The 23,272-nt window shown below is 71.9% G+C and carries 24 protein-coding genes; 7 read left to right on the top strand and 17 right to left on the bottom strand.

What is annotated here, in order from left to right:
• Nucleotides 1-51: 51 nt before the first annotated feature.
• The 3 genes from OHU74_RS29390 to OHU74_RS29380 form a co-directional block, all read right to left on the bottom strand.
• Nucleotides 52-795, bottom strand: coding sequence for an amino acid ABC transporter ATP-binding protein (locus OHU74_RS29390; RefSeq protein WP_371618656.1), 744 nt, complete (start codon nucleotides 793-795; stop codon nucleotides 52-54).
• A 107-nt stretch (nucleotides 796-902) separates the two neighbouring features.
• Nucleotides 903-1,343 (bottom strand): DUF6278 family protein, encoded by a 441-nt coding sequence (locus tag OHU74_RS29385; protein WP_371618655.1) that lies wholly within the window; start codon nucleotides 1,341-1,343, stop codon nucleotides 903-905.
• A 64-nt stretch (nucleotides 1,344-1,407) separates the two neighbouring features.
• Nucleotides 1,408-2,187: an exodeoxyribonuclease III gene (locus tag OHU74_RS29380; protein WP_371618654.1), complete on the bottom strand. Its 780-nt coding sequence runs from the start codon at nucleotides 2,185-2,187 to the stop codon at nucleotides 1,408-1,410.
• 192 nt (nucleotides 2,188-2,379) lie between these two features.
• Between OHU74_RS29380 and OHU74_RS29375 the strand changes: the two genes are divergently transcribed.
• The gene (locus tag OHU74_RS29375; protein WP_371619848.1) at nucleotides 2,380-3,591 is read left to right on the top strand and encodes an RNA-guided endonuclease InsQ/TnpB family protein; all 1,212 of its coding nucleotides are present in this window, start codon (nucleotides 2,380-2,382) and stop codon (nucleotides 3,589-3,591) included.
• A gap of 12 nt (nucleotides 3,592-3,603) precedes the next feature.
• Here OHU74_RS29375 and OHU74_RS29370 read toward each other — a convergent pair whose 3' ends face one another.
• The 6 genes from OHU74_RS29370 to OHU74_RS29345 all read right to left on the bottom strand — a co-directional run bounded on the left by OHU74_RS29370 (nucleotide 3,604) and on the right by OHU74_RS29345 (nucleotide 9,010).
• Nucleotides 3,604-4,236 carry an MBL fold metallo-hydrolase gene (locus OHU74_RS29370; RefSeq protein ID WP_371618653.1) on the bottom strand — a complete coding sequence of 211 codons (633 nt, stop codon included), beginning with the start codon at nucleotides 4,234-4,236 and terminating at the stop codon, nucleotides 3,604-3,606.
• 93 nt (nucleotides 4,237-4,329) lie between these two features.
• Nucleotides 4,330-4,917, bottom strand: a complete 588-nt coding sequence (locus OHU74_RS29365) for a hypothetical protein (RefSeq protein ID WP_371618652.1) — start codon at nucleotides 4,915-4,917, stop codon at nucleotides 4,330-4,332.
• Nucleotides 4,914-6,074, bottom strand: coding sequence for an ROK family glucokinase (locus OHU74_RS29360; RefSeq protein WP_371618651.1), 1,161 nt, complete (start codon nucleotides 6,072-6,074; stop codon nucleotides 4,914-4,916). The genes OHU74_RS29365 and OHU74_RS29360 overlap by 4 nt, the downstream gene beginning before the upstream one ends.
• Nucleotides 6,075-6,090: 16 nt before the next feature.
• The gene (locus tag OHU74_RS29355; RefSeq protein ID WP_371618650.1) at nucleotides 6,091-6,975 is read right to left on the bottom strand and encodes an ATP-binding cassette domain-containing protein; all 885 of its coding nucleotides are present in this window, start codon (nucleotides 6,973-6,975) and stop codon (nucleotides 6,091-6,093) included.
• On the bottom strand, nucleotides 6,972-8,003 hold the full coding sequence (locus tag OHU74_RS29350; protein ID WP_371618649.1) for an ABC transporter permease: 1,032 nt from the start codon (nucleotides 8,001-8,003) through the stop codon (nucleotides 6,972-6,974). The genes OHU74_RS29355 and OHU74_RS29350 overlap by 4 nt, the downstream gene beginning before the upstream one ends.
• Nucleotides 8,000-9,010: a sugar ABC transporter substrate-binding protein gene (locus tag OHU74_RS29345; protein WP_371618648.1), complete on the bottom strand. Its 1,011-nt coding sequence runs from the start codon at nucleotides 9,008-9,010 to the stop codon at nucleotides 8,000-8,002. Before OHU74_RS29345 ends, OHU74_RS29350 begins: the two co-directional genes overlap by 4 nt.
• Nucleotides 9,011-9,230: 220 nt before the next feature.
• On the opposite strand from OHU74_RS29345, the gene OHU74_RS29340 reads away from it, so the two are divergent.
• The gene (locus tag OHU74_RS29340; protein WP_371618647.1) at nucleotides 9,231-10,235 is read left to right on the top strand and encodes a Gfo/Idh/MocA family oxidoreductase; all 1,005 of its coding nucleotides are present in this window, start codon (nucleotides 9,231-9,233) and stop codon (nucleotides 10,233-10,235) included.
• Nucleotides 10,236-10,359: 124 nt separating this feature from the next.
• Here OHU74_RS29340 and OHU74_RS29335 read toward each other — a convergent pair whose 3' ends face one another.
• From OHU74_RS29335 to allB, 5 genes are all read right to left on the bottom strand, one after another.
• Nucleotides 10,360-11,280, bottom strand: a complete 921-nt coding sequence (locus OHU74_RS29335; protein WP_371618646.1) for a DMT family transporter — start codon at nucleotides 11,278-11,280, stop codon at nucleotides 10,360-10,362.
• Between the two features lie 178 nt (nucleotides 11,281-11,458).
• Entirely contained in the window at nucleotides 11,459-12,076 is a 618-nt protein-coding gene (locus OHU74_RS29330) for a dihydrofolate reductase family protein (protein WP_371618645.1), read from the bottom strand.
• Between the two features lie 88 nt (nucleotides 12,077-12,164).
• Nucleotides 12,165-12,623, bottom strand: a complete 459-nt coding sequence (locus OHU74_RS29325; protein WP_371618644.1) for a pyridoxamine 5'-phosphate oxidase family protein — start codon at nucleotides 12,621-12,623, stop codon at nucleotides 12,165-12,167.
• A gap of 192 nt (nucleotides 12,624-12,815) precedes the next feature.
• Nucleotides 12,816-13,928: an allantoicase gene (alc, locus tag OHU74_RS29320; protein ID WP_330299360.1), complete on the bottom strand. Its 1,113-nt coding sequence runs from the start codon at nucleotides 13,926-13,928 to the stop codon at nucleotides 12,816-12,818.
• Between the two features lie 2 nt (nucleotides 13,929-13,930).
• A complete protein-coding gene (gene allB / locus OHU74_RS29315) occupies nucleotides 13,931-15,265 on the bottom strand; it encodes an allantoinase AllB (RefSeq protein ID WP_371619847.1) in 1,335 nt (444 codons plus the stop codon).
• 337 nt (nucleotides 15,266-15,602) lie between these two features.
• On the opposite strand from allB, the gene OHU74_RS29310 reads away from it, so the two are divergent.
• The gene (locus OHU74_RS29310) at nucleotides 15,603-16,406 is read left to right on the top strand and encodes an IclR family transcriptional regulator (RefSeq protein ID WP_371618643.1); all 804 of its coding nucleotides are present in this window, start codon (nucleotides 15,603-15,605) and stop codon (nucleotides 16,404-16,406) included.
• 117 nt (nucleotides 16,407-16,523) lie between these two features.
• Here OHU74_RS29310 and OHU74_RS29305 read toward each other — a convergent pair whose 3' ends face one another.
• Together OHU74_RS29305 and OHU74_RS29300 are read right to left on the bottom strand one after the other, a co-directional pair.
• Nucleotides 16,524-17,207, bottom strand: coding sequence for an ABC transporter ATP-binding protein (locus OHU74_RS29305; protein ID WP_371618642.1), 684 nt, complete (start codon nucleotides 17,205-17,207; stop codon nucleotides 16,524-16,526).
• Nucleotides 17,204-18,295, bottom strand: coding sequence for an ABC transporter permease (locus OHU74_RS29300; RefSeq protein WP_371618641.1), 1,092 nt, complete (start codon nucleotides 18,293-18,295; stop codon nucleotides 17,204-17,206). Before OHU74_RS29300 ends, OHU74_RS29305 begins: the two co-directional genes overlap by 4 nt.
• Nucleotides 18,296-18,429: 134 nt before the next feature.
• Here OHU74_RS29300 and OHU74_RS29295 point away from each other — a divergent pair, with 134 nt between their 5' ends.
• The 3 genes from OHU74_RS29295 (at nucleotide 18,430) to OHU74_RS29285 (ending at nucleotide 20,712) form a co-directional block, all read left to right on the top strand.
• On the top strand, nucleotides 18,430-19,674 hold the full coding sequence (locus OHU74_RS29295) for a sensor histidine kinase (RefSeq protein WP_371618640.1): 1,245 nt from the start codon (nucleotides 18,430-18,432) through the stop codon (nucleotides 19,672-19,674).
• On the top strand, nucleotides 19,674-20,309 hold the full coding sequence (locus tag OHU74_RS29290; RefSeq protein WP_371618639.1) for a response regulator: 636 nt from the start codon (nucleotides 19,674-19,676) through the stop codon (nucleotides 20,307-20,309). Before OHU74_RS29295 ends, OHU74_RS29290 begins: the two co-directional genes overlap by 1 nt.
• A 157-nt stretch (nucleotides 20,310-20,466) precedes the next feature.
• Nucleotides 20,467-20,712, top strand: a complete 246-nt coding sequence (locus OHU74_RS29285) for a hypothetical protein (RefSeq protein ID WP_371618638.1) — start codon at nucleotides 20,467-20,469, stop codon at nucleotides 20,710-20,712.
• Nucleotides 20,713-20,715: 3 nt separating this feature from the next.
• Here the strand turns inward: OHU74_RS29285 and OHU74_RS29280 are convergent, their stop codons facing one another.
• Nucleotides 20,716-22,203, bottom strand: coding sequence for a PLP-dependent aminotransferase family protein (locus tag OHU74_RS29280; RefSeq protein WP_371618637.1), 1,488 nt, complete (start codon nucleotides 22,201-22,203; stop codon nucleotides 20,716-20,718).
• A 225-nt stretch (nucleotides 22,204-22,428) separates the two neighbouring features.
• Here OHU74_RS29280 and OHU74_RS29275 point away from each other — a divergent pair, with 225 nt between their 5' ends.
• The gene (locus tag OHU74_RS29275; protein WP_371618636.1) at nucleotides 22,429-23,181 is read left to right on the top strand and encodes an NTP transferase domain-containing protein; all 753 of its coding nucleotides are present in this window, start codon (nucleotides 22,429-22,431) and stop codon (nucleotides 23,179-23,181) included.
• The last annotated feature ends 91 nt before the right edge of the window (nucleotides 23,182-23,272 follow it).

The following is a 23,272-nucleotide window of genomic DNA, read 5'->3' as shown; positions in this document are numbered from 1 at the left end:
CGGGCGCGGACGGACGGGCGGGGCTGGTCTGAGTGGTTCACCGGGCCGCCCTCAGTGCTTGAGGATCTTGGAGAGGAAGTCCTTGGCCCGGTCGCTCTCGGGGGCGGTGAAGAAGGCCTCCGGGGTCCGGTCCTCGATGATCTTCCCGTCGGCCATGAACACCACGCGGTTGGCGGCGGAGCGGGCGAAGCCCATCTCGTGGGTGACCACGACCATGGTCATGCCCTCGGCGGCGAGCTGCTGCATGACCTCCAGCACCTCGTTGATCATCTCCGGGTCGAGCGCGGAGGTGGGCTCGTCGAAGAGCAGGGCCTTGGGGTTCATGGCGAGCGCTCGGGCGATGGCCACGCGCTGCTGCTGGCCGCCGGAGAGCTGGGCGGGGAACTTCTCGGCCTGGTTCGCGAGGCCCACCCGGTCCAGCAGCTCCCGGGAGCGCTTGTCGGCCTCTTCCCGCTTGCGCTTCCTGACCTTGATCTGGGCGAGGGAGACGTTGGCGAGGACGGTCTTGTGCGCGAAGAGGTTGAAGGACTGGAAGACCATGCCGACGTCCGCGCGGAGTGCGGCGAGCTCCTTGCCCTCGGCGGGCAGCGGCTTGCCGTCGAGCATGATCGTGCCCGATTCGATGGTCTCCAGCCGGTTGACCGCCCGGCACAGCGTCGACTTCCCGGAGCCGGAGGGGCCGATGACCACCACCACCTCCCCGCGGCCGACGGTGAGGTTGATGTCCTGGAGGACGTGCAACTTCCCGTAGTACTTGTTGACGTCCCGCAGCTCGATCAACGGATCGACGGCCATACGCTGCCCTGCCCACTTGTCGGTGTGTCGAGGTCAGCGCAAACTATCCAGCCGCGGAAGGGCACTTCGCCTCGACACGCCTAAAAGCCGCATAAAGGGATCCGAGCTCAGCCTTCCGAGGCTTCGGCGTACGCCTGGCTGAGCTCGGGGGAACCGGTCATCGCCCAGGAGACCCCCGACTCGACCACGTTCAGCTCGCGGCCCGAGGCCAGCCGGATCATCGGCTGGCCGTTGGGCCACACCTGCCAGCCGGCGCCCGGGATGGTCCGGATGATCACGGTCCCGAGGTAGAAGCCCGCGTCGTTGCCGAGCCACGGGGTGATCTCCGGATCCCGGCGCCAGCGGGGCATCAGCTGGTCGAGCTCCTCCAACGAGCGCGGGCTCTCGTCGAGTTCGAGCCCGGCCGACCGCGCGTGGGCGCGCAGCATCTCGCATTCCGCGAACAACTCGTTGATGCCCTCGGGGTCGTCCGCGAGGGCGGCGGCGAGTCCAGCGCCCTGTTCCGTTTCGTGCCGGTTCAGCCAGTTGGCCAGGAAAGGGATGTTCATGGACCCAGCCTTACACCCGGATCCCCGGCCGGCGACAGGACGCGCCTGTTCTGGAACAGACGGGCTAAACCTCCAGGTCCACGACGACCGGCGCGTGGTCGGAGGCACCCTTGCCCTTGCGCTCCTCGCGGTCCACGTAGGAGTCGGTAACGGCCTTGGCGAACGCCGCGTTCCCGTAGACCAGGTCGATGCGCATTCCCTTGTTCTTCGGGAAGGCGAGCATCCGGTAGTCCCAGAAGGTGTACGGCCGGTCGTACTTGAGCGGGCGCGGGAAGACGTCGGAGAGCCCCAGGGCCCGCAGCTGCTCCAGCGCCGCCCGCTCGGCCGGGGTGACGTGGGTGGCGCCCTCGAAGACGGACGGGTCGTAGACGTCCTCGTCGGTCGGGGCCACGTTGAAGTCGCCGAGCACCGCGAACGGGCGCTCCCCCGCCGCGTCTTCCGTGACGGCGGCGGTCAGCGCCCGGAACCAGTCCAGCTTGTAGCCGTAGTGGTCGTGCTCGACCTCGCGCCCGTTGGGCACGTACACCGACCAGACCCGCACCCCGCCGCAGGTGGCGGAGATGGCACGGGGCTCCTGGGCCCCCTCGTACTCGGGCCCGCCGGGCAGGCCGACGACCACGTCCTCCAGGCCCACCTTGGAGAGCAGGGCCACCCCGTTCCACCTGCCGGTGGCGTTGACGGCCGACTCGTAGCCCAGCTCGCGCAGCTCCTCGTACGGGAACTGCTCCTCGGAGCACTTGGTCTCCTGGATGCACAGGACATCGGTGCCGGAGCTCTCCAGCCAGGCCAGCAGGCGCGGCAGCCGGGCGGTGATCGAGTTGACGTTGAACGTGGCGATACGCATGCCCGACAACTTACCGCCCGGCACCGACAGTCACCCGATTTCTCCCAGGATGCCCCAGGCTTCAGCCCGGGGAGGAACGGGTCCTTGCCCCGGAGCCACGAAGCGGCGAAGCACTCTATGCATCCGCCGTGACCTGCACTTTCTTGGATTGTCAGTGGCCTCGTCTACGTTGATCGCGTGACGACAGCACAGATGGCCGCCGAGGATACCGGGCACGCCCGGTACACCTACCGGCTTCGCGTGTCGTCCACCGCTCGTGCCGCTCTGGAAGCGGAGTGGGCTCGGTGCCGGTGGGTCTGGAACGAGTGCTGTGCCCGGTCGAAGAAGGCGCATGCCGAGGAGGAGGGGTGCGGTCCGGCGCGGCTGGACAAGATGCTGACCGGGGCCCGCAGCGTGAACGGGTGGCTGCGTGAGGGCAGCAGCGTTCCGCAGCAGCAGCTCATCCGGGACTTCGGCAAGTCCCGGGCCAAGGCGTTGAAGGACATCAAGGCCCGATTGCCGATGCGGCAGCGGTCCGGGATGCCGAAGTACAAGAAGAAGCACCAGGCCGACCCGAGCCTGAACTACACGCAGCGCGGTTTCCGGATCAAGGACGGACGCCTGCGTCTGGCGGGCGGCATCGCCGTGACGGTCGTGTGGTCGCGGAGCCTGCCCACGGCACCGTCCTCGGTGCGGATTTACCGCGACAGTCTCGGCCACTGGTACGCCTCCTTCGCCGTCTCCGCCGAAGTACGGCCGTTCCCGGAGACGGGCGCGGTGATCGGAGTCGACTGGGGTGTGAAGGAGATCGCGACCACTACCAGCGACGCCCACGACCTTCCCCACGCGCAGCACGGGAAGAAGGCTGCCGCCGGGCTTGCCCGCTACCAGCGGATGATGGCCCGCCGGAAGCCGGCGAAGGGCACGGCCGGATCGAGGGGCTACCGGCAGGCGAAGCGGCAGGCTGCGAAACTCCACAAGAAGATCGCACGCCAGCGTGAGGACACGGGTCGCAAATGGGCCAAGTCGGTGGTCCGGGATCACGACCGGCTCGCCGTCGAGGACTTCCGGCCGAGGTTCCTCGCCAAGTCCACCATGGCAAAGAAGGCCTCCGACGCGGCGATCGGCGCGACCAAGCGGGCGCTGGTCCACATGGCCCGCAAACACGGCCGCGAACTCCACCTTGTCCACCCCGCGCATACCACCATGGACTGCGCACAGTGCGGAGCGAGAACCAAGCACGCACTACCACTCTCGACACGTACCTACATCTGCACCGCGTGCGGAGCCGAGTCTCCCAGGGACAAGAACTCCGCACACGTCATGCTCGTCCGGGCTGGTCTCAACCCGGCTGGCGCTGATCTCGTAAGACCTGCGCGCCCGCCGGGCCGCAGGCAAAGTGAGCCAGGAATCCCCTCCCTCTAGGGAGGAGAGGATTCAAAGGTCGGTGGTGTCCCCGGCGGTGAGTCGGCCGTAGGCGGCTCCGCCGAGGTTCCCGATCTGGGTGGCGTAGATCGGCAGCACCACGTCGGTCAGACCCACGTCGTGGATGGCGAAGGCCTGGCTCGGCTTGACCTCGCGGACGTAGTCGATCACCTCGGCGATCTTGTTCCAGGGCGCGTGCACCGGGAGCATGAGGGTCTCGACGGCGGCCCCGGGCACGGTCAGCGCGTCCCCCGGGTGGAAGAGGGAGGCGTCCACGAGGTAGCCGACATTGGTGATCCGCGGGATGTCCGGGTGGATCACGGCGTGCAGCTCGCCGTGCACCTGCACGTCGAAGCCCGCCGCGGTGAAGGTGTCCCCGTGGCCCACGGTGTGCACGCGTCCCGGGTAGGCCGGGGCCAGCTTCTCGGCGACGCTGCGCAGGGTCCACAGCTGCGCGGCCGGATTCGCGTCGAGGGCGGCCCGCAGGCGGCCCTCCTCGAAGTGGTCGGCGTGCTCGTGGGTGACGAGCAGCGCGTCGGCCCCGAGGCCGGCGTCCGGTTCGCTGAAGGTGCCCGGGTCGATGACGAGGGTGCGCCCGTCCTTCTCCAGCTGGACGCAGGAGTGCAGCCGCTTGGTGAGTTTCATGATCCGAGGCTAGCGGCGCGACCGCCCGCGGTCCGGGCGAACACCGGATGGCCGAGCGACCGACCGAGCGACCGGCCGGCCGAGTGGCCGGGCCTACGGAACCGCCGTGGAGACCACGTACACCCTGGGGATGTTCGGCTCGGTGAGGTCCACGGTGATGTCCCGGGTCGGCCGGGGTTCCGCGGCGTCGAGGGTGACCCCGAACCAGGACTTCGCCGGGCTCCACACCCAGCCCGCGATCTCGGCGTCCTCCGGGGAGATCGAGGGCCCCGGGGTCAGCGCCGCGCGGCTGGTGCCGCAGTCGGCCAGGAAGACGTCGAGCTCTTCCGGGGTGACGGCGAACTGGACGTACAGGCGGCTGGTGTGCCAGTTGTTGGTCTCCAGGTACCCGACCCGCCAGGCCTTCGGCGGGATCGGGACCTCGTAGATGCTGCGCTGCACCTGGGAGGGCCAGGCCGTGCGCACCTTGACGGCGCCGACCTTGGACGCCTTGTCGCGGCCGCTCTCGCGGCTCTGCTGCGCGGAGACGGCGAGGTAGCCGGCCGGGACCCCGACCAGCAGCAGGATGATGATCGCGGTGATCCAGCGGCGCCGCACCACGTGCTTGCGGTCCTCGGCGGGCAGCCTCGCGGGGCCCTGGTCCGGGGACTGGGCCTGGTGGGGCAGGGTCGGCGGGGTCACGGCTTTTCCTGCTCTTCGGGGCCGGCGGCGTCGCGCCGGCCGAACTGCGCGTAGCGCTCGTACCGCTCGACGCGCCGGCGCGTGGCGCGGCGGAAGCGCCGGGCGACCAGCCGGGCGAGGTCGGCCGCGCCGACCATGCCGGCTTCGGGGCCGAGCTGGGCTTTGGCGATCCGGGCCTCGGGGCGGTAGCCGCGGCCGGTGAGGTGGCGGCGGAAGGCGTCGCGGGCGGGGCCGATCAGCAGGTCGTCGGCGGCGCTGACGCCGCCGCCGATGACGAAGCAGGAGGGGTCGAGGGCGGCGGCGAGGTTGGCGATGCCCACGCCGAGCCACTGGCCGATGTCCTGGAGGAGTTCGATGCACATGGCATCGCCCTCGCGGGCCAGCTCGGTGATGAGCGGTCCGGTGATCTCCGAGACGTTGCCGCCGACCCTGGCGATGATGTTGTACGCGACCGGGGAGTCGGCGGCGGCCAGCTCGCGGGCCTCGCGGACCAGGGCGTTGCCGGAGCTGTACTGCTCCCAGCAGCCGCGGTTGCCGCACGGGCAGCGGTGGCCGCCGGGGACCACCTGCATGTGCCCGAATTCGCCGGCCACGCCGTAGCGGCCGCGCTTGACCTGGCCGCCTTCGAGGATGGCCCCGCCGATGCCGGTGCCCAGCGTGATCATGACCAGGTGGTCCTCGCCGCGGCCCGCGCCGAAGCGCCATTCGGCCCAGGCAGCGGTGTTGGCATCGTTGTCCACCATGACCGGGACCGCGAGCCGGGACTGGAGGGCGTCGCGCAGCGGTTCGTCGCGCCAGGCCAGGTGCGGGGCGAAGAGCACGCGGGAGCGGTCGGCGTCGACCCAGCCGGCCGCGCCGATGCCCACCGCGTGCACGTCGTGCCGGTCGGAGAGGTCCAGGACCAGCTCGACGATGGTGTCCTCGACCACCTTGGCGCTCTTGGACTTGTCGGGGGTCTCGGCCCGGATCTTCTCCAGGATGATCCCGTCGGCGTCGACCACACCGGCCATCACCTTGGTGCCGCCGATGTCGATGCCGACGGTCGGGACGCGCGGTGCGGTCAGGTGCGACCTGCGCTCACGGGTCCCGATGGTCCGCAGGACGGTGCCTCGCGCCGCCCCCCGGTGGGCGAGCGTGAAGTCCCGGTACGTGCTCATCGACTCGTGTCGTCCCTCAGGGTGCGGTGGTGCCCGTGGTGGGGCCGGCTGTGTTTTCAGGTCGGGGCGTGCTGTCAGGTCCTGATTCTGCCACTCGCTCCAGTTCGTGGCTCAGTTCGTCCAGCTCGGAGCCGCCCGCCATCTGCCGGGTGAGCTCGTCCAGGCTGATCGAGTCGCGGGTGTGGCTGCCCGCCATGGTGCCGCGCTTGAGCAGCACGAACCGGTTCCCGACCAGGTAGGCGTGGTGCGGGTTGTGGGTGATCAGGACCACGCCGAGACCCGCGTCGCGGGCGGCGGCGACGTACTTGAGGACCACGCCGGACTGCTTCACGCCGAGGGCCGCGGTGGGCTCGTCGAGTACGAGGACCTTCGCGCCGAAGTGGACGGCGCGGGCGATGGCCACGCACTGGCGTTCGCCGCCGGACAGGGTGCCGATGGGCTGGTCCACGTCGCGCAGGTCGATGCCCATGCGCAGCAGTTCGGCGCGGGTGGTCTCGCGCATGAGCTCCACGTCGAGGCGGCGGAAGGGGCCGCGGCCCCTGGTGGGCTCGGAGCCGAGGAAGAAGTTCCGCCAGACGGGCATCAGCGGGACCACGGCGAGGTCCTGGTAGACGGTGGCGATGCCGTGGTCGAGGGCGGCGCGCGGGTTGGCGAGCACGGTCTCCTCGCCCTCGATCTCGAAGGTGCCGGCGTCGTGCCGGTGCAGCCCCGCGATGATCTTGATGAGGGTGGACTTGCCGGCGCCGTTGTCTCCGAGGACACAGGTGATCTCGCCCGCCGAGACCTCCAGGGAGACGCCCTGGAGGGCGCGGATGTTGCCGTAGTACTTGCTGACGTCGGTCAGCTTCACCAGCGCGGGCGCCTCGGCCCGGGATGCTTTGTCGGTCTCGGTCGTCGTCATTTCGCCTCCGCCCGCTTGCGGACCCATGCGTTGAGCAGCGTGGCCAGCAGCAGCATCGCGCCGAGGAAGAACTTGAACCAGTCCGGGTTCCACTGCGCGTACACGATGCCGTTGCTGGTCATGCCGAAGATGAAGGCGCCCACGGCGGAGCCGATGGCCGAGCCGTAGCCGCCGGTCATCAGGCACCCGCCGATGACGGCCGCGATGATGTACAGGAACTCGTTGCCGACGCCTTCGCCCGACTGGACGACGTCGAACGAGAAGAGGATGTGCTGCCCGGAGATCCAGGCGCACAGGGCCACGCCCATGTACAGCCCGATACGGGTCTTCACGACCGGGACGCCGGTGGCACGGGCGGCGTCCGCCCCGCCGCCGACGGCGAAGATCCAGTTCCCGGCGCGGGTGCGCAGCAGGATCCAGGTGGCCACGGCGACCAGGACCAGCCACCACAGGATGGTGACCTTGAGGGTGACCGAGCCGAAGGTCCACTGCGAGGCGAAGAGCGCGCGGGCGGAGTCGAAGCCCTCCATGTCGGCGATGGTCTTGGTGGAGACCGAGCCGCTGATCAGCTTGGTGAAGCCGAGGTTCAGGCCCGTCAGCATCAGGAAGGTGCCGAGCGTGATGATGAAGCTCGGGAGTTTCGTACGGGTCAGCATGAACCCGTTGAAGAAGCCGATCGCCAGGGTGACCAGGAGCGACACGAGGACGCCGACCCAGACGTTGGCGGTCATCTGGTAGCTGAACATCGAGCTGAACAGCGCCGAGGTGGTGACCATGACACCGGCGGACAGGTCGAACTCCCCGCCGATCATGAGAAGGGCCACCGGGACGGCCATGATGCCGATGGTGGAGGCCGAGTACAGGACCGTGCTCAGGCTGGAGGCCCGCAGGAAGCTGTCGGCGGCGAAGGAGAAGAAGACGAAGACGGCGGCCGCGCCCACGACCGCGCCGAGCTCGGGCCGGCCGAGCAGCTTGCGGACCAGGGAGGTCGGGGCGAGCCGCTCGTCGACGGAGGTGGCCGTGCTCATCGGCTGCCCCGCTTGATGAACTCCTCCAGCTTGGCGGCCTCGGCCGCGGTGACGATCTGCGGACCGGTCAGGACCGGGCGGCCGCCGCCGAGCACGTCGGCGTTGTAGCGGTTGAGCCAGAGCAGGTCGACGGCCTCGTAGCCCTGGAGGTAGGGCTGCTGGTCGACGGCGAAGCCGAGGGCGCCGGACTTCAGGTCGCGGGCCACGGAGGCGTTCAGGTCGAAGGTGTCCACCTCGGCCTTGCTGCCCGCCGACTCCTTCGCCTTGACGGCGGTGGGGGCGAAGGGCGCGCCGAGGGTGAGGATCGCGTCGATGTCCGGGTCGGCCTGGAGCTTGGCCTGGAGGGAGGCCTGGACGGAGGGCATGTTGGTGCCCTCCACGTACAGGTTCTCCATCGTCCCGCCGAAGGTCTTCTTGGCCCCGGCGCAGCGCTGCTCGTGGCCCACGTTGCCCTGCTCGTGCAGGACGCAGACGGCCTTCTTCTTTCCCCGCTTGGTCAGCTCGGTGCCGACCGCCTCTCCGGCGATCTCCTCGTCCTGGCCGATGTGGGCCAGGGCCCCGTACTCGGCCGACTGGGCGGATCCGGAGTTGACCGTGATCACCGGGATACCGGCCTTGACGGCCTTGGCGAGGACGTCCTTGAGGGCCTCGGGCTTGGCCAGCGAGACGATCAGCCCGTCGACCTTCTGGTCGATGGCGTTCTGGACGAACTGAGCCTGCTGCTGCGCCTGGTCGTCGTGGGCGTAGACGAAGTTGATGTTGTCCTTCGCCGCGGCCTCCTTGGCGCCCTTCTGGACGATGTCCCAGAAGGTGTCGCCATCGCCCGCGTGGGTGACCATCGCGAAGGTCCAGCGCGGGGTGGACACCGCGGGCCTGCCCGCCGCCTCGGCCTTCGCCCGATCTTCGGCGCGCTTGCCGCCCGTACTGCTGCAGCCCACGAGGGAGGCGCCCAGTACCGCCGCGAGCACCGCGCCCACGACGCGCACCCCTGTCCGAACCCTAGCCACGTCTGCCGCGCCTTTCCCTCGTCCTGCCGCCGCTGCCCCGGCCCGCTTGCCACAGCGTTCATGTCCGCAGCGTTCATGTCTGGAGCGGTCCTGTCTTTCGAGCCGCAGCCGCCCAGTATCCGTCACAGTGCACCATGCAAGGTCATCGGGGGCATGGCGGACCCTTCGGGACGCAGCCGGGCAGATTGACAGGTCCCCCGGACGGGGCCACGTTGAGTGCATGCGCATCGGGCTCATCGGAACGGGCCGCATCGGCTCCTTCCACGCGGCGGCGCTGGCCCGCCAGGCGGACGCGAGCTCGCTCCTGCTCGCCGACGCCGACCCCGCGCGGGCGGCCCGGCTGGCCGACCGGCTCGGGGCCACGGCCGCGCCCTCCGTCGAGCAGGTCTTCACGTGGGGGGTGGACGCCCTGGTGGTGGCCTGCGCCACCGAGGGGCACGCGGAGCTGGTCCTGCGGGCCGTGCGCTCCGGGCTGCCGGTGTTCTGCGAGAAGCCCCTCGCCCCGGGCCTGGAGCGCACCCTGGCGGTGCTGCGCGAGGTGGCGGCGGTCCGCGGGGTGCTCCAGCTGGGCTTCATGCGCCGCTTCGACGCGGGCTACGGCACGGCGCGCGAGCTGGTCCGCTCGGGCGCGCTGGGCCGGCTGCACACCGTACGGACCACGACGGCCGATCCGGCGCCGCCGGCCGCCGCGTACCTGGCGACCTCCGGCGGGCTGTACCGGGACTGCCTCGTGCACGATTTCGACATGGTCCGCTGGGTCACCGGGCGCGAGGTGACCGAGGTGTACGCGACCGGCTCGGACGCGGGGCCGCCCCGGTTCCGGGAGGCGGGCGACATCGACACGGCCGCCGCCGTCCTCACCCTGGACGACGGGACGCTGGTCACGAGCACCGGTACGCGGTGCAACGGCGCCGGGTACGACGTGCGGATGGAGCTGGCCGGGGAGCTGGACCAGATCTCCACCGGGCTGGACGACCGTACGCCCATCGCCTCGGCCGAACCGCACGGCCCACCCCCGGCTACCAAACCGTGGTCCGGGTTCCTGGAACGCTTCGCCCCCGCCTACGAGGCCGAGCTGGCGGCCTTCGTCCGGCTGGTGCGCGGCGAGGGCCCCAATCCCTGCGACGGCCCCGAGGCGCTCGCCGCGTTCCGGGTGGCGGAGGCGTGCGAGCGCTCGCGCCGGGAGCGGCGCCGGGTGTCCCTGGAGGAACTCCCCGGTCTGTGACGTCGGAGGCATGGGGCAACCCTAGGGGCGCGGCCGCCCCGCGGAGGGTCCCGTTCCGGCCAATCGGCAGGGGGTGTCTGATGGATCTCCGTCGCGACGCCGCGGAGATCCATCAGACACCCCCCTAGGCTGCGGTGCGCCGGCCCCAGGCGGTGCCGCCGAGCACCAGCACCACGCCCGCGAGGCCGGCCGGTCCCAGGTGCTCACCGCCGATGACGATGCCCGCCGCGGCCGCCCAGAGGGGTTCGGTGCCGAGCAGCAGGCTGACGCGGGAGGGCGAGGTGCGCCGGACGGCCCACATCTGGACGAAGAAGGCGAAGAGGGTGCAGAAGACGGACAGGAAGGCGAGCCCGGCCCACTCGGCGGCCCCGAACCCGGCGGCGGCCGACCAGGGGCTCGCACCGGTGCCGGGCACCGCGGCCAGTACGGCGAACACGGCGACCGCGCTGCCGAGCTGAACCGTGGTCAGGGAGAGCGAGTCGGCCTCCTGCACGGCCTTGATCCGGGCCATCAGCAGGACGTGCAGGGTCCGGGCGAGGGCGGCGCCGAGGATGAGGAGGTCCCCGAGGCCGGGGGCGGTGATCCCGCCGCCCTGGGTGAGCAGCACGACTCCGGCCACGGAGACCGCGGCGGCCCCCAGGAACCCGGCGGAGGGGCGGGACCTGCGGACGGCCGCCTCGGCGAGCGGGGTGAAGATCATGGTCAGGCTGATGATCAGCCCGGCGTTGGTGGCGGAGGTGTGGACCACCCCGTAGGTCTCCAGCAGGAAGATCCCGCCGAGTACGAGTCCCAGCACCCCGGCGCCGCGCAGCTGGGCGGGGGTGAGCGCGCGCAGCCGCCGCCGGCCCGCGATCACCAGGACCGGCAGCACCAGCGCGAAGCGCAGGACGAGCACCGCGATCACGGTGTGGGTGGCGGTGATCCCCTTGGCGGCGAGGTAGCTGCCGCCCCAGACGACGGCGACGAGCAGGACCGGAAGGTCGGCCAGCCAGGCCCTGCGGGGGGCGAGGACGGGCACGGGGGCAGCTGCGGAAACGGTGGACACCGGGTCTCCAACGACAGGGAGCGGGTGGAGGCTTCGGCGGCTCGCACGGGGGTATTGACGCTATCGGACATGATCGCCCCGGTCGAGTGGTTATCCCGGCTCCGCTCCCCGCTGACCTCGCCTTTCTCCGTTCAGGAGGTGCCCGTCCAGGAGGTGACCCGTTCAGAGGGTGGCCCGTTCAGAAGGTGCCGAAGGCGGCGCGGCCCGTCGGGCGGTAGGTGTGGATGGCGGTGCCCCGTTCGGTGGTGCGGGAGGCGAGCAGCTCGCAGGCCGTGGGCAGCGCCCCGGCCGGGAACAGCCTGCGGCCCGTTCCCAGGAAGACCGGGAAGACCAACAGGTTCAGCTCGTCGACCAGATCGCGCGCCAGCAGCCACTGGGCGAGCGCCCCGCTGCCGTGCACCTGGAGCTCGGCGTCCCCCTCCAGCCCGTCCTTGACCCGGACGATCTCGGACTGGAGGTGCTCCCCGTCGATGACCGTGGTCCCGGCCCACCCGGGCTCCTTGAGGGTGGTCGAGGCCACGTACTTGGGCAGCCCGTTGAGCCGGCTCGCGATCGGGTCCGCCGGGTCGGTGTGCTGCGGCCAGTAGCCCGCGAAGATCTCGTAGGTGCGGCGGCCGAGGAGGAAGGCCCCGGCCCGGTCGAAGACCTCCGTCATGAATGCCCCCATGCCCTCGTCGTCGAAGGGCACCAGCCAGCCGCCGTACGCGAACCCGCCGCTGGGATCCTCCTCCGGCCCGCCGGGGGCCTGCATCACGCCGTCGAGGGTCAGGAAGGTGGTGAGGGTCAGCTTTCCCATGGCTCCGCGCTCCTTTTTCGTCCGCATTCACCTGTACCCGTTCAGACTCCCGGGCGGCCCGGAACTCATCGGAGCGGCGCGCGGGAGATCAGACCAGCCAGCGGCCGTCCTTCATCAGGTCGCGGCCGGCGATCTCGTTCGCCTCGCGCCAGGCCTGGATCCACACCGGCTCGATCCGGAAGTACGGGTAGGGCGTCTTGAGGCTGCTGGGATCGAAGCCGGAGTGGGCCGCGAAGGCCTCGATCTCGCCGGGCGCGAGCTCCGCCGCCTCCAGCGCGGTCGCGGCGCCCTCCACGAGGACCACGTCGCGGGTCGTGCCGAAGGCCAGCCGGACCCGGCCGCCGTTCTCGGCGAGGTTGCGCCCGGTGGGCAGGGTGCGCCCGGTGGACACCAGGAACGTCGTGCCGTCCCACCGGAACGAGAGCGGCACCATGCACGGGACGCCCCGGGCGTCCGCGGTGGCCACCCAGACGTCGATGTCGTTCTCGAATCGGGCCATCGTGTCCGCCCGGCGCTGCTGCGGCGTGCGCGGCTCTTCGGCTGTCAAAGTCCGTCTCCTCGGGGCGTCTTCGGGTTCGTAGGCGCACCCTAACGGGGGCGCCCGGAGGGAGGCACCCGAAGGACCCGGTCCGGGAACGCCGCAGGGGCGCACCGGCGAGCGGTGCGCCCCTGCGGGCTGATGAACGCGCCCGGGGGTGTCGGCCCCCGGGGCGGTCGGCGTGGTGCGGGAGGGGTGGCGTCAGCCGCCCAGCTCCTGGTGACGGGCGGCGTGCGCCGCGGCGCCGGCCTCCGTCAGGGCGCCGTACAGGCGCAGGCGGGAGAAGCCACCGTCCGGGAAGATGTCGATGCGGACGTGCGTGCCGACCGCCGGGGCGTCGAGCACGAAGCGGTGGTTGGTGTCGGGCTGCAGGCGGGTGCGCGGCAGGAACTCCGCCCACTCGCCCTCTTCGCCGGTCTTGACGGACAGCGAGGCCCAGCCGGCCGAGTTGCCCTTGAGGTACGCGGTGTCGATCTCGACGGCGCGGATCTCGGATTCGGCGACCAGCTCGTAGCGGATCCAGTCGTTGCCGTTGTCGCGGCGACGGGCGGTCTCCCAGCCGTCGTCCATCTTGCGGGAGCGGCCCGGGTTGATGGTGTTGGTCGGCGGGGAGTAGAAGCGGTTGGACGCGTCCTGGACCGAGCCGCCGTTCTCCAGCGCGACCACGTCGAACGTGCCCAGCGCGGCGAGCCACTTGGGGTCGGTGCGGACCTCGCCGTAGACGCGCAGGCGGGCGACGCCGCCGTCCGGGTGCTGGTTGAGGCGCAGGTGCGTGAAGCGCTGCTCGACGTTGACCTCGAAGCCGTTGGCCGCGTGGCCGCCGACCGGGGTGCGCTCGACGAGGGTCGTCCACTTGACGTCGTCGGAGAGCAGCTCCGCCTCGGTCGGGGAGCCGGCCACCGAGGCGCCCTGCACCGATACGGCCTGCGGCATGTTGCCGCGGAAGTGGGCGGTGTCGACGACGATGCCGCGGATGACGCCGGGGGCGCCCAGGCGGATCAGCGCCCAGTCGTGGTCCTCGGGGGTCGGCCAGGGCTGGGTGGCGGAGATGCCGCGGCGGCGGCGGGTCTCCCAGCCGTCCATGACCTTGCCCTTGTGGCCGAAGTCCTCGGGGTCGAAGTGCGCGGCCTCTTCGATCAGCAGGTTCTCGCGCTGGGCGAAGAACTCGTCGTTGGCGGCGATGACACCGGCGCCGAGCGCACGCGCGGCCAGGTTCGCGTACTGGGTGAACGGGAAGTCCGCAGTGCGGTAGTCCGCGTACGGGTCGCCGCCCCCGTACGGGTTCGCGTTACCGGTGAAGGATTCAATCGCCACAGTCAGTTCTGCCTTTCAAGGAGTCGGCCGGTGGGCTCGGACGGGGTGCCGTGGTCGGCGATCTGCGTACCGCGCAGCCAGGTGGACTTCACGACGCCGTGCAGGGTCTTGCCCGCGTACGCCGTGACCTGGTTGCGGTGGTGCAGGTGGGCCGGGTCAACGGTGAAGGTCTCTTCGGGGGCCAGGACGGCGAAGTCGGCGTCGCGGCCGGCCTCGATCGCGCCCTTGTCCGCCAGACCGGCGAGGGCGGCCGGGGCGGCGGACATCCAGCGGACGACGTCCTCCAGGCTGCGGCCGCGCTTCTTCGCCTCGGTCCAGATCGCCGGGAGGCCCAGCTGGAGGGAGGAGATGCCGCCCCACGCGGTGGCGAAGTCGCCGGTCTTCAGGTCCGCGGTGGAGGGCGAGTGGTCGGAGACGATGCAGTCGATCGTGCCGTCGGCGAGCGCGTCCCACAGGATGTCCTGGTTGGCGGACTCGCGGATGGGCGGGCAGCACTTGAACTCGGTGGCGCCGTCCGGGACTTCCTCGGCCGTGAGGGTGAGGAAGTGCGGGCAGGACTCGACGGTGATCTGCACGCCCTCGGCCTTGGCCGCGGCGATCAGCGGCAGCGCGGAGGCGGAGGACAGGTGCAGGACGTGGACGCGCGCGTTCAGGCGCTTCGCCTGGTCGATCAGGTTCTGGATCGCGGTGTTCTCGGCGTCCTCGGGGCGGGAGGCCAGGAAGTCGGCGTACTTGGGGCCCGGGTTCTGCGGCGCGGACTCCAGGTGGTGCGGGTCCTCGGCGTGCACGATCATCAGGCCGCCGAAGCCGGTGATCTCGGCGAGGGAGTTGGCCAGCTGCTCCTGGTCGAGCTCGGGGAACTCGTCCACGCCGGAGGGCGACAGGAAGCACTTGAAGCCGAAGACGCCGGCGTCGTGCAGCGGGCGCAGGTCCTTGACGTTGTCCGGCAGCGCACCGCCCCAGAAGCCGATGTCCACGTGCGCCTTGGTCCGGGCCACGTCCTGCTTGACCACCAGGTTGGCGGTGGTCGTGGTCGGCGGCAGGGAGTTGAGCGGCATGTCGAGGATGGTGGTGATGCCACCGGCCGCGGCGGCGCGGGTGGCCGTCCAGAAGCCTTCCCACTCCGTGCGACCGGGGTCGTTCACGTGGACGTGGGTGTCGACGAGGCCGGGAAGGAGCACGTCGTCGCCGAAGTCCTCCAGCCGGGCCCCGGCCGGTACGTCGGCCTCGTACGGCAGCACGGCCGCGATCTTCCCGCCGGCGACGGCCACCGAAGCGGCACGCGTCCCCTCGGGGGTGATGACGCGCGTCGAGCGCAGTACCAGTTCCACAGCCAGGTCGGACACCGGAACCTCCCCATCTACTTCCACAGAGCGAAATTCAACGTTCTGTTGACGGAGTCTTCACCCCGATCCGGACCCAGTCAAGAGCGCCCGGACGGACCACTGACCCGCCCGCATCGCAATTGGATGTTTCCACAGGATGGAATTAAGATTTCGCTATGCAGAATGTAGCTATCACCACCGGGTGCTGGACGGGTAACTTCCCGAGGATGTCCGCCACCAGGACAAACCGCCTCTGACCGGCGGCGACGGGCTTTGCCCCGGCTCTAGGGCCGACGCCGACCGACCGGTAGGCTGCTTGCTTGCCTGCCAGCACCGAAAGGACCGCGCCGTGCCGACGTCCAGCGCCAGCACCACCGACGCCTCCAACAAGCCCACCGCCGCCAGCGGTGGCGTCCAGTCCCTTGAGCGCGCCTTCGATCTGCTCGAACGTATGGCCGACGCAGGGGGCGAAGTCGGCCTCAGCGAACTCTCCGCCGCCAGCGGTCTGCCGCTGCCCACCATCCATCGCCTCATGCGCACCCTCGTGGCGTGCGGCTACGTCCGGCAGCAGCCCAACCGACGGTACTCCCTCGGCCCCCGGCTGATCCGCCTCGGCGAGTCCGCGTCGCGGCTGCTGGGCACCTGGGCCCGCCCCTACCTGGCCCGCCTCGTGGAGGAGACCGGCGAGACGGCGAACATGGCCCTGCTCGACGGGGACGAGATCGTCTACGTCGCCCAGGTGCCGTCCAAGCACTCCATGCGGATGTTCACCGAGGTCGGCCGCCGCGTACTGCCGCACTCCACCGGCGTGGGCAAGGCGCTGCTCGCCTACACCCCCGCGGACGAGGTCCGGGCGCTCCTCTCGCGCACCGGGATGCCTGCCGCGACCGAGAAGACCATCACCACGCCCGAGGGCTTCCTGGAGGCCCTGGAGCAGGTCCGCAAGGTGGGCTACGCCGTCGACGACAACGAGCAGGAAATAGGGGTCCGCTGCCTCGCGGTCTCCGTTCCGAACTCGCCGACCGCCGCCGCGATCTCCATCTCGGGCCCGGCCGGCCGGGTGACCGAGGCCGTGGCCGAGTCCTTCGTGCCGATCCTGCAGGGCGTCGCGGCCGAACTGTCGGTGGCCCTGCAGAGCCAGAGCCCGGCGTAGGACCGCACAGGGCCGCGCAGGACCCCGTAGGGCCTGCGCGGACGCCCTGGACGCCCCGACGTGCACGAAGGCCCCGGCCGCCCCTCCAAGGGGCCGCCGGGGCCTTCGTGCGCATCCCTACGCGGCCGGGACGGTCTCCGTCAGGCGGCCGTCGGTCATGGTCGCCGTGCGGTCCATGCGCTCCAGGTGCGCGTGGTCGTGCGTGACGAGCACCGTGGCGGTGGAGCGGTCCCGGGTGAGGGTGATCAGCAGGTCGAGGACCGCGGCTCCGCGCTCGTGGTCGAGGGCGCTGGTGGGCTCGTCCACCAGGAGCACGGAGGGCTCGTTCATCAGCGCGCGGGCGATGTTGATGCGCTGGCGCTGCCCGCCGGAGAGCTGGTGGGGCCGCTTGTCGGCCTTGTCGGCCAGGCCCACCGAGTCCAGCAGCTCCAGCGCCCGCTGCCGCAGGGCGCGCGGCGGGCGGCCGGAGAGGTGCGCCATGACCTGGAGCTGCTCGACGGCGGTGAGCGAGGCCAGCAGGTTCGGCTGCTGGAAGACGATGCCGATCTTCTCCCGGCGCAGCACCGACTTCTCGGCCGCGGTGAGCTCCGCGGTGTCCTGCCCCGCGACGACGATCCGCCCCGAATCGGGGGTGACCAGGGTGGCGGCGACCGCGAGCAGACTGGACTTGCCGGACCCGGAGGGGCCTATGACGGCCGTCAGGGTGCCCGCGGGCACCTCCAGGCGGACCGCGTCGAGGGCGGTGAGCCGGGCGTCGCCGTCCGCGTAGGTGAGGGTGACGTCGTGGACGAGCAGGGTCATCGGGCGCTCCCGAGAGCGGTCAGGGGGTCTACGGCGGTGATCCGCCGGATGGACAGGGCGGCGCCCAGCGCACCGAGCGCGATCATGACGGCGGCCGGGATCAGCACCGTGGCTCCATCGAGCACGAAGGGCACGGCGCCGCCGCTGATCAGGGCGCCGAACCCGGCGGCGAGGGCGGTTCCCGCCCCCGTACCGATCGCCAGCATCACCACGGCCTGCCCGAGGGCGTCCTTGAGGAGGTACGGGGTGGAGGCACCCAGTGCCTTCAGCACGGCGATGTCCCCGCTGCGCTGGATCGTCCACACCGTGAAGAAGGCCCCGATGACGAGGGCGGAGATGGCGAAGAGGAAACCGCGCATCAGCTGGAGGGAGCCGTTCTCGGAGGTGTAGGAGCCGATCGCGCTCAGCGCCCCGTCGATGGTCTGGGCATCGGTGCCGGTGGCCTTGGACCCGGCCGCCCAGTCGACCGCGCCCGTACCGTCCAGGGCGACGACGGTGGCCACGGTGTCGATGGAGGTGCCGGGGTTGCCGACGCGCTGCCAGTCGTTCAGGTCCATCCAGACCACCGGGGTGTGGCTGTAGGCGGCGGTGCCGGAGACCGAGGCCACGGCCAGCTCGACCGGGCCGATCTTGAGCTTGGCGCCGGCGGTCAGTCCGCCGAGCTCCTCGGCGGCCTTCTCGGTGAGGACCACCTGTCCCTGGGCGAGGCCGCTCCCCCGGGGCGGCAGGGGCCCGGCCGGGTCCACGCCGAAGGCGGACACGGCCGCCGTGCGCTCACCGGAGACCGCGTTGGTGGTGCGGATGCCCAGCGGCTGGGCGGAGGTGACCCCCGGCTGTTCGCGCCAGGTCCGCCAGGCCTTCTCGGGCACCTGGGAATTGGTGAAGGAGACCTTCTGGTCCCCGGCGGGCGCCGCGAAGGCGAGGCGGGTGGTGGACGGCAGGCCGGTGATGGCCGAGATGTTCTCCCGGGCCAGGCCTGCGGTGAGCCCGGACAGCAGGCCGACCAGCAGCGTGATCAGCAGTACGACCGAGCCCATCAGGGCGAAGCGGCCCTTGGCGAACCGTAGATCTCTCCATGCGACGAACATGCATCCCACCTTGGTCTTCGGCGTGGACACAGGGCATCGCGCCACAGTAGGGATCCTGGTATCGAAGGGCGCACCCAGACATCAATCCTTTGGTTGACCGGGGCCACCGGACGCGGACTTACGCTGGTCCGGAAATGACTCCTGTTCCCCCCTCCCCGGACCCGTCCCCGGACCCCTCCCCGGACCCCTCCGCCGCGACCGTGGCCGCGGCCGGCCGCACCCTCACCCCCGTCTCCCGCGTCCTGCGGCTGTGCCTGCACGCGCTGCTCTTCGGCCTGCTCGCGCTCGCCGCGATGCGGGCCGTCACCGACTCCGCGCCGCTCGCGGGCTGGGTGGTCGCGCTCTGCGCCGTACTGGCCGCCGTGTACGTGGCCGGCGTACGGGCCCCCTCGGTGCACCGCTCGCCGCGCGCCGGAGCGGTGTGGCTGGCCGCACTGGGCGCGGCCTGGGCCGCGCTGCTGGTGGTCTCCCCCGACGGGCTGTGGATCGCCTTCCCGCTGTACTTCCTGGAGCTGCACCTGCTGCGGCTGCGCTGGGGGGTGGCGGCCGTCGTGCTCACCGCCTTCGCGGCGATCGGCGGGTTCCTCGCGCACAGCGGCGCGGTGACCCCCGGGGCCTTCCTCGGACCCCTGCTGGGCGGAGCCGTGGCGGTGGCGACCGTACTGGGCTACGAGGCCCTCTACCGGGAGAGCGAACGGCGCCGCGAGCTGATCGAGGAGCTCATCACCACCCGGGCCGAGCTGGCGACGGCCGAGCGGGACGCGGGGATCCTGGCGGAGCGCGAGCGCCTCGCCCGGGAGATCCACGACACCCTGGCGCAGGGGCTCTCCTCCATCCAGCTGCTGCTGCGGGCGGCGGAGCGGACCCTGCCCGAGGGCGCCGCGGCCCTGCCCCACATCGCGCGGGCCCGCGAGGCCGCGCAGGAGAACCTCGCCGAGGCGCGACGCTTCGTACGGGCCCTCACGCCCCCGGACCTGGAGCACGGCTCGCTCCCGGCCGCGCTGGAACGGCTGTGCACGGGCGCCCCGGGCCCCCGGGTCCGCTTCTCCCTCAGCGGCACGGCCCGCCCCCTCCCGACTCCCTACGAGGTGGCGCTGCTGCGGATCGCGCAGTCGGCCCTGGCCAATGTGGTCCGCCACGCGGGGGCCGGCCGCGCGGAAATCACCCTGAGCTTCATGGACACCTCGGTCACCCTGGACATCGTCGACGACGGCAAGGGCTTCGACCCCGGCTCCGCCCCTTCCGGGGACGGCGGGTTCGGCCTGCCCGCCATGCGCTCGCGGACCGAAACCCTGGGCGGCCTGTTCACGGTCGAGTCCTCCCCCGGCCAGGGCACCGCCGTGGCCGTCACCCTGCCGCTGCCCCTGGAGGCCTCCTGATGACCATCCGGCTGCTGCTCGCCGACGACCACCCGGTGGTCCGGGCCGGGCTGCGCGCGGTGCTGGACACCGAGCCGGACTTCGCGGTGGTGGCGGAGGCCGCGACGGCGGAGCGCGCGGTGGACCTGGCGGCCTCCGCGGGGGTGGACGTGGTCCTGATGGACCTCCAGTTCGGCCCCGGGCCCGGTATGCACGGCTCGGAGGCCACGGCCCTGATCACGGCCCGGCCCTCGGCCCCCAGGGTGCTGGTCCTGACCACGTACGACACGGACGCGGACATCCTGGCCGCGGTGGAGGCGGGCGCCTCGGGCTACCTGCTCAAGGACGCCCCGCCGGAGGAACTCGCGGCGGCCGTGCGCACCGCGGCGGCCGGCCAGTCGGCCCTGGCCCCGGCGGTGGCCCTGCGCCTGATGGACCGCATGCGGACCCCCGCCGAAGCCCTGACCAAGCGCGAGCTGGAGGTCCTCCAGCTGGTCGCGGACGGCCTGTCGAACCAGCAGATCTCCAAACAGCTCTTCCTGAGCCAGGCCACGGTCAAATCCCACCTGGTCCACATCTACGCCAAACTCGGCGTCGACTCCCGCACCTCGGCAGTGGCCGCAGCCGCCACCCGCCGCCTGATCCGCACGCCGTAGTTCGTAGCCCGTGGCCCGTGGCCCCGCCCAATCCAGCCCCGCCGGGCAAATCCAGCCCCGCCGGCGTTTGAGGCGCGGGTCCGGGGCGGAGCCCCAGGAGCCCGCCTTCAGCCCGTCCGGCGCTTGAGGACCGGGTCCGGGCAGAGCCCGGGGAACGGTGGAAGGGCGGGTAGGGGACAGCCCCGCAGGGCCCGGCCTCGGCGTCCTCGGCACGGCCTCCATGGTGCTCCAGCCCCTCGGCCACCTCCTGGACGGCGGGTCGCTCCAGGCGGCCGCCGCCCAGGCCGGCGCCCACGACTGGCTCTTCGGCGCCAGCCGGGCCGTCCACGTGGCCGCCGTCCTCACCGCCGTGGTCCTGATGTTCCGCCCGGCATCGAACGCCTACTTCCGCCGGACCGCGTAACGGCTACGCCACCCAGTACGGCCGCTCCACCGCCGAAGGCAGCGGCACGCCGTCGTGGAAGGCCTCCGCGAGGCGGCGTACCCCCTCGTCCAGCCGGTCCGCGTCCAGCGTGTACGGAATCCGCAGCCGGTGCTCGAAGGTCCCGGGATCCACCCCGAAACGGGCGCCCCGCCCGATGTGCACCCCGGCCGCGGCCGCCCGCTCCGACAGTGCGGAGCTCACCGGCTCGCCCAGGTCCACCCAGAGCGACAGTCCGCCCGGCGGCAGCTGCCAGGACCACTCGGGCGTGTGCCGCTCCAGCGAGGCGACCAGGGCCGCGCGCTGGCCCCGTATCTGCTCCAGCCGCGCCGGGAGCGAGCGTTCCAGCCCCTCCAGCAGCGGCAGGGCCACCAGCTGGTCGAGTACCGATCCGCACATGTCCGCCGCCACCCGTACCGTCGTCAGCTCGGTGATCATCTTGGCGGTGGCCCGGATCCACCCGACCCGCAGCCCGCCCCAGTGCGTCTTGCTGAGCGATCCGATGGTGACCACGTGGTCGGCCCCGCCCCTGGGTGCCAGCGAGGCCGTCGGGGCGGGCGCCGGCACGTCGAGGGCGATGTCGGCGATGGTCTCGTCGACCACCAGCCAGGTCCCGGTCCGCCGCGTCGCCGCGAGCAGGCGCAGCCGCTGCTCCTCCGGCATCAGCGCGCCGGTCGGGTTGTGGAAGTCGGGGATCACGTACGCGAGCCTCGGCACGGTCTGGCGCAGCGTGGACTCGGCGATCTCCAGGTCCCAGCCCCTGTCGGAGACGGCGATGGACCCGGTGCGCAGCCGGGCGTGCCGGATGGCGTCGAGGGCGTTGGCGTAGGTCGGGTTCTCGGTCATCACCCGGTCCCCGGGCCGGCACAGCAGGCTCACGACCAGCGCGAACGCCTGCTGCGCCCCCGCCGTGACGAGGATCTGCTCCGGCCGGGTCGCCAGCCCGCGCCGGGTGAAGCGCTCGGCGATGGCGGTGCGCAGGTCGGGCAGGCCGAAGGGGTGGTAGCCGGGGTGGCGGGCGAGCCCCGGGAGCCTGGGCGCCGCCCAGGCCACGGCCTCCGAGAGGGTGCCGTCGGGGGCGCCCATGGCGGCGATGGCCAGGTCGATGCCCGGGTCGCCGTCGGCGCGGCCGCCGGTTCCCCCGATGAGCGCGTGCGCGCCGACGGGGTCGTGTCCCTCGGGGAGCTCGGTCCAGGTGCCGGAGCCGCGCCGGCTGCGGACGTAGCCGCTCTCGCGCAGCAGGTCGTAGGCGCCGGTGACGGTGGCCCGGCTGGCGCCGACCGCTTCCGCGAGCTCGCGTTCGGCGGGCAGCCGTACGTGCAGGGCGATCCGGCCGTCGAGGATCAGGGTGCGGACGGCGTCGGCGAGGGCCCGGTAGCCGGGGCGGGCCAATACCTCGGGCGGGAGCAGCGCCGCGAGCTGCCGGCTGCCGATCGTCCTGTCCGCCGTCTGGACCACTCGCCCGTTTGCCATGCCAACCTCCCCTGATTGGCTCTGCCGTCCAGGCCAATCCAGGTCCAGACTCGCTGTATTGGCCCCCGATTGGCAAGGAGTCTCAGCGATGTTGACCGACCGTGACGAACGGGCACTGCTCGCAGCCGCCGAGAACCGCATCACCGAGCCGGTGCGCATCCGGGCGGCGCTGACCGCCGTACGGCGCCTCGTGCGGCGTGAGCGGCGCGAGCGAGAATCGGTGACATGCCACGCCACACCAGCGCCCACGGCGCCCCGGACGCCGCAGACGACACCGGCCGCACAGACCGCACGGGGCACGCAGACGCCGCAGACCGGGCGGGGCACACAGACGCCGCAGACGCCGCAGACCGCACAGAACCCCGCGCGGGCGGCGGCGACCCCGCTCCTCCCCCGCTGATCGCCGGCCTGCTCCTCGCGGCCGGCGGCGGCCGGCGGCTGGGCGGCCGCCCGAAGGCCCTGCTGCCCTACCGGGGCCGCCCGCTGGTGGAGAACGCCGTACGGGTCCTGCGCGCGGCCGGCTGCGGCCCGGTCCACGTGGTCCTCGGCGCCTCGGCGGCCGAGGTGCGCGAGCGCGCGGACCTGAGCGGCTGCGTGGTGGCGGACAACCCGGACTGGGCCGAGGGCATGGGCTCCTCGCTGCGGGTCGGCCTGGCCTCGCTGGCCGGTACGGGCGCCCGCGCGGCCCTGGTGTCCCTGGTGGACCAGCCGGGCATCGGCCCGGAGGCGGTGGCCCGGGTCCGGGCGGCGTACCGCTCCCCGGCGAGCCTGGTGGCGGCGGCGTACGGGGGCGAGCGCGGGCACCCGGTGCTGTTCGGGTCGGACCGCTGGCCGGACATCGTGGCGACGGCCACAGGTGACAAGGGCGCACGGGTGCACTTGTCGGCGCACGTGGCGGAGCTCACGCTGGTCGAGTGCGGGGACGTCGCGGAGGCCTTCGACATCGACACGCCGCCCGACCTGGCACGGCTCATCTGAGCAGGACCGGAGGCAACCTTGAGCGGGCTGTGACCGCTATGGCACTGAGGGCCACCAGGTAGCGGAATCTGTCGACCCAGAGAATCTCGAC

The sequence above is a fragment of the Streptomyces sp. NBC_00454 genome (assembly GCF_041434015.1).
Lineage (GTDB): Bacteria > Actinomycetota > Actinomycetes > Streptomycetales > Streptomycetaceae > Streptomyces.
This window is presented reverse-complemented; position numbering and strand designations above follow the sequence as displayed.

Coding starts and splice junctions, on each gene's coding strand:
- OHU74_RS29390 (WP_371618656.1), bottom strand. CDS start 795: ATGGCCGTCGATCCGTTGATCGAGCTGCGGGACGTCAACAAGTACTAC.
- OHU74_RS29385 (WP_371618655.1), bottom strand. CDS start 1,343: ATGAACATCCCTTTCCTGGCCAACTGGCTGAACCGGCACGAAACGGAA.
- OHU74_RS29380 (WP_371618654.1), bottom strand. CDS start 2,187: ATGCGTATCGCCACGTTCAACGTCAACTCGATCACCGCCCGGCTGCCG.
- OHU74_RS29375 (WP_371619848.1), top strand. CDS start 2,380: ATGGCCGCCGAGGATACCGGGCACGCCCGGTACACCTACCGGCTTCGC.
- OHU74_RS29370 (WP_371618653.1), bottom strand. CDS start 4,236: ATGAAACTCACCAAGCGGCTGCACTCCTGCGTCCAGCTGGAGAAGGAC.
- OHU74_RS29360 (WP_371618651.1), bottom strand. CDS start 6,074: ATGAGCACGTACCGGGACTTCACGCTCGCCCACCGGGGGGCGGCGCGA.
- OHU74_RS29355 (WP_371618650.1), bottom strand. CDS start 6,975: ATGACGACGACCGAGACCGACAAAGCATCCCGGGCCGAGGCGCCCGCG.
- OHU74_RS29350 (WP_371618649.1), bottom strand. CDS start 8,003: ATGAGCACGGCCACCTCCGTCGACGAGCGGCTCGCCCCGACCTCCCTG.
- OHU74_RS29340 (WP_371618647.1), top strand. CDS start 9,231: ATGCGCATCGGGCTCATCGGAACGGGCCGCATCGGCTCCTTCCACGCG.
- OHU74_RS29330 (WP_371618645.1), bottom strand. CDS start 12,076: ATGGGAAAGCTGACCCTCACCACCTTCCTGACCCTCGACGGCGTGATG.
- OHU74_RS29305 (WP_371618642.1), bottom strand. CDS start 17,207: ATGACCCTGCTCGTCCACGACGTCACCCTCACCTACGCGGACGGCGAC.
- OHU74_RS29300 (WP_371618641.1), bottom strand. CDS start 18,295: ATGTTCGTCGCATGGAGAGATCTACGGTTCGCCAAGGGCCGCTTCGCC.
- OHU74_RS29295 (WP_371618640.1), top strand. CDS start 18,430: ATGACTCCTGTTCCCCCCTCCCCGGACCCGTCCCCGGACCCCTCCCCG.
- OHU74_RS29290 (WP_371618639.1), top strand. CDS start 19,674: ATGACCATCCGGCTGCTGCTCGCCGACGACCACCCGGTGGTCCGGGCC.
- OHU74_RS29280 (WP_371618637.1), bottom strand. CDS start 22,203: ATGGCAAACGGGCGAGTGGTCCAGACGGCGGACAGGACGATCGGCAGC.
- OHU74_RS29275 (WP_371618636.1), top strand. CDS start 22,429: ATGCCACGCCACACCAGCGCCCACGGCGCCCCGGACGCCGCAGACGAC.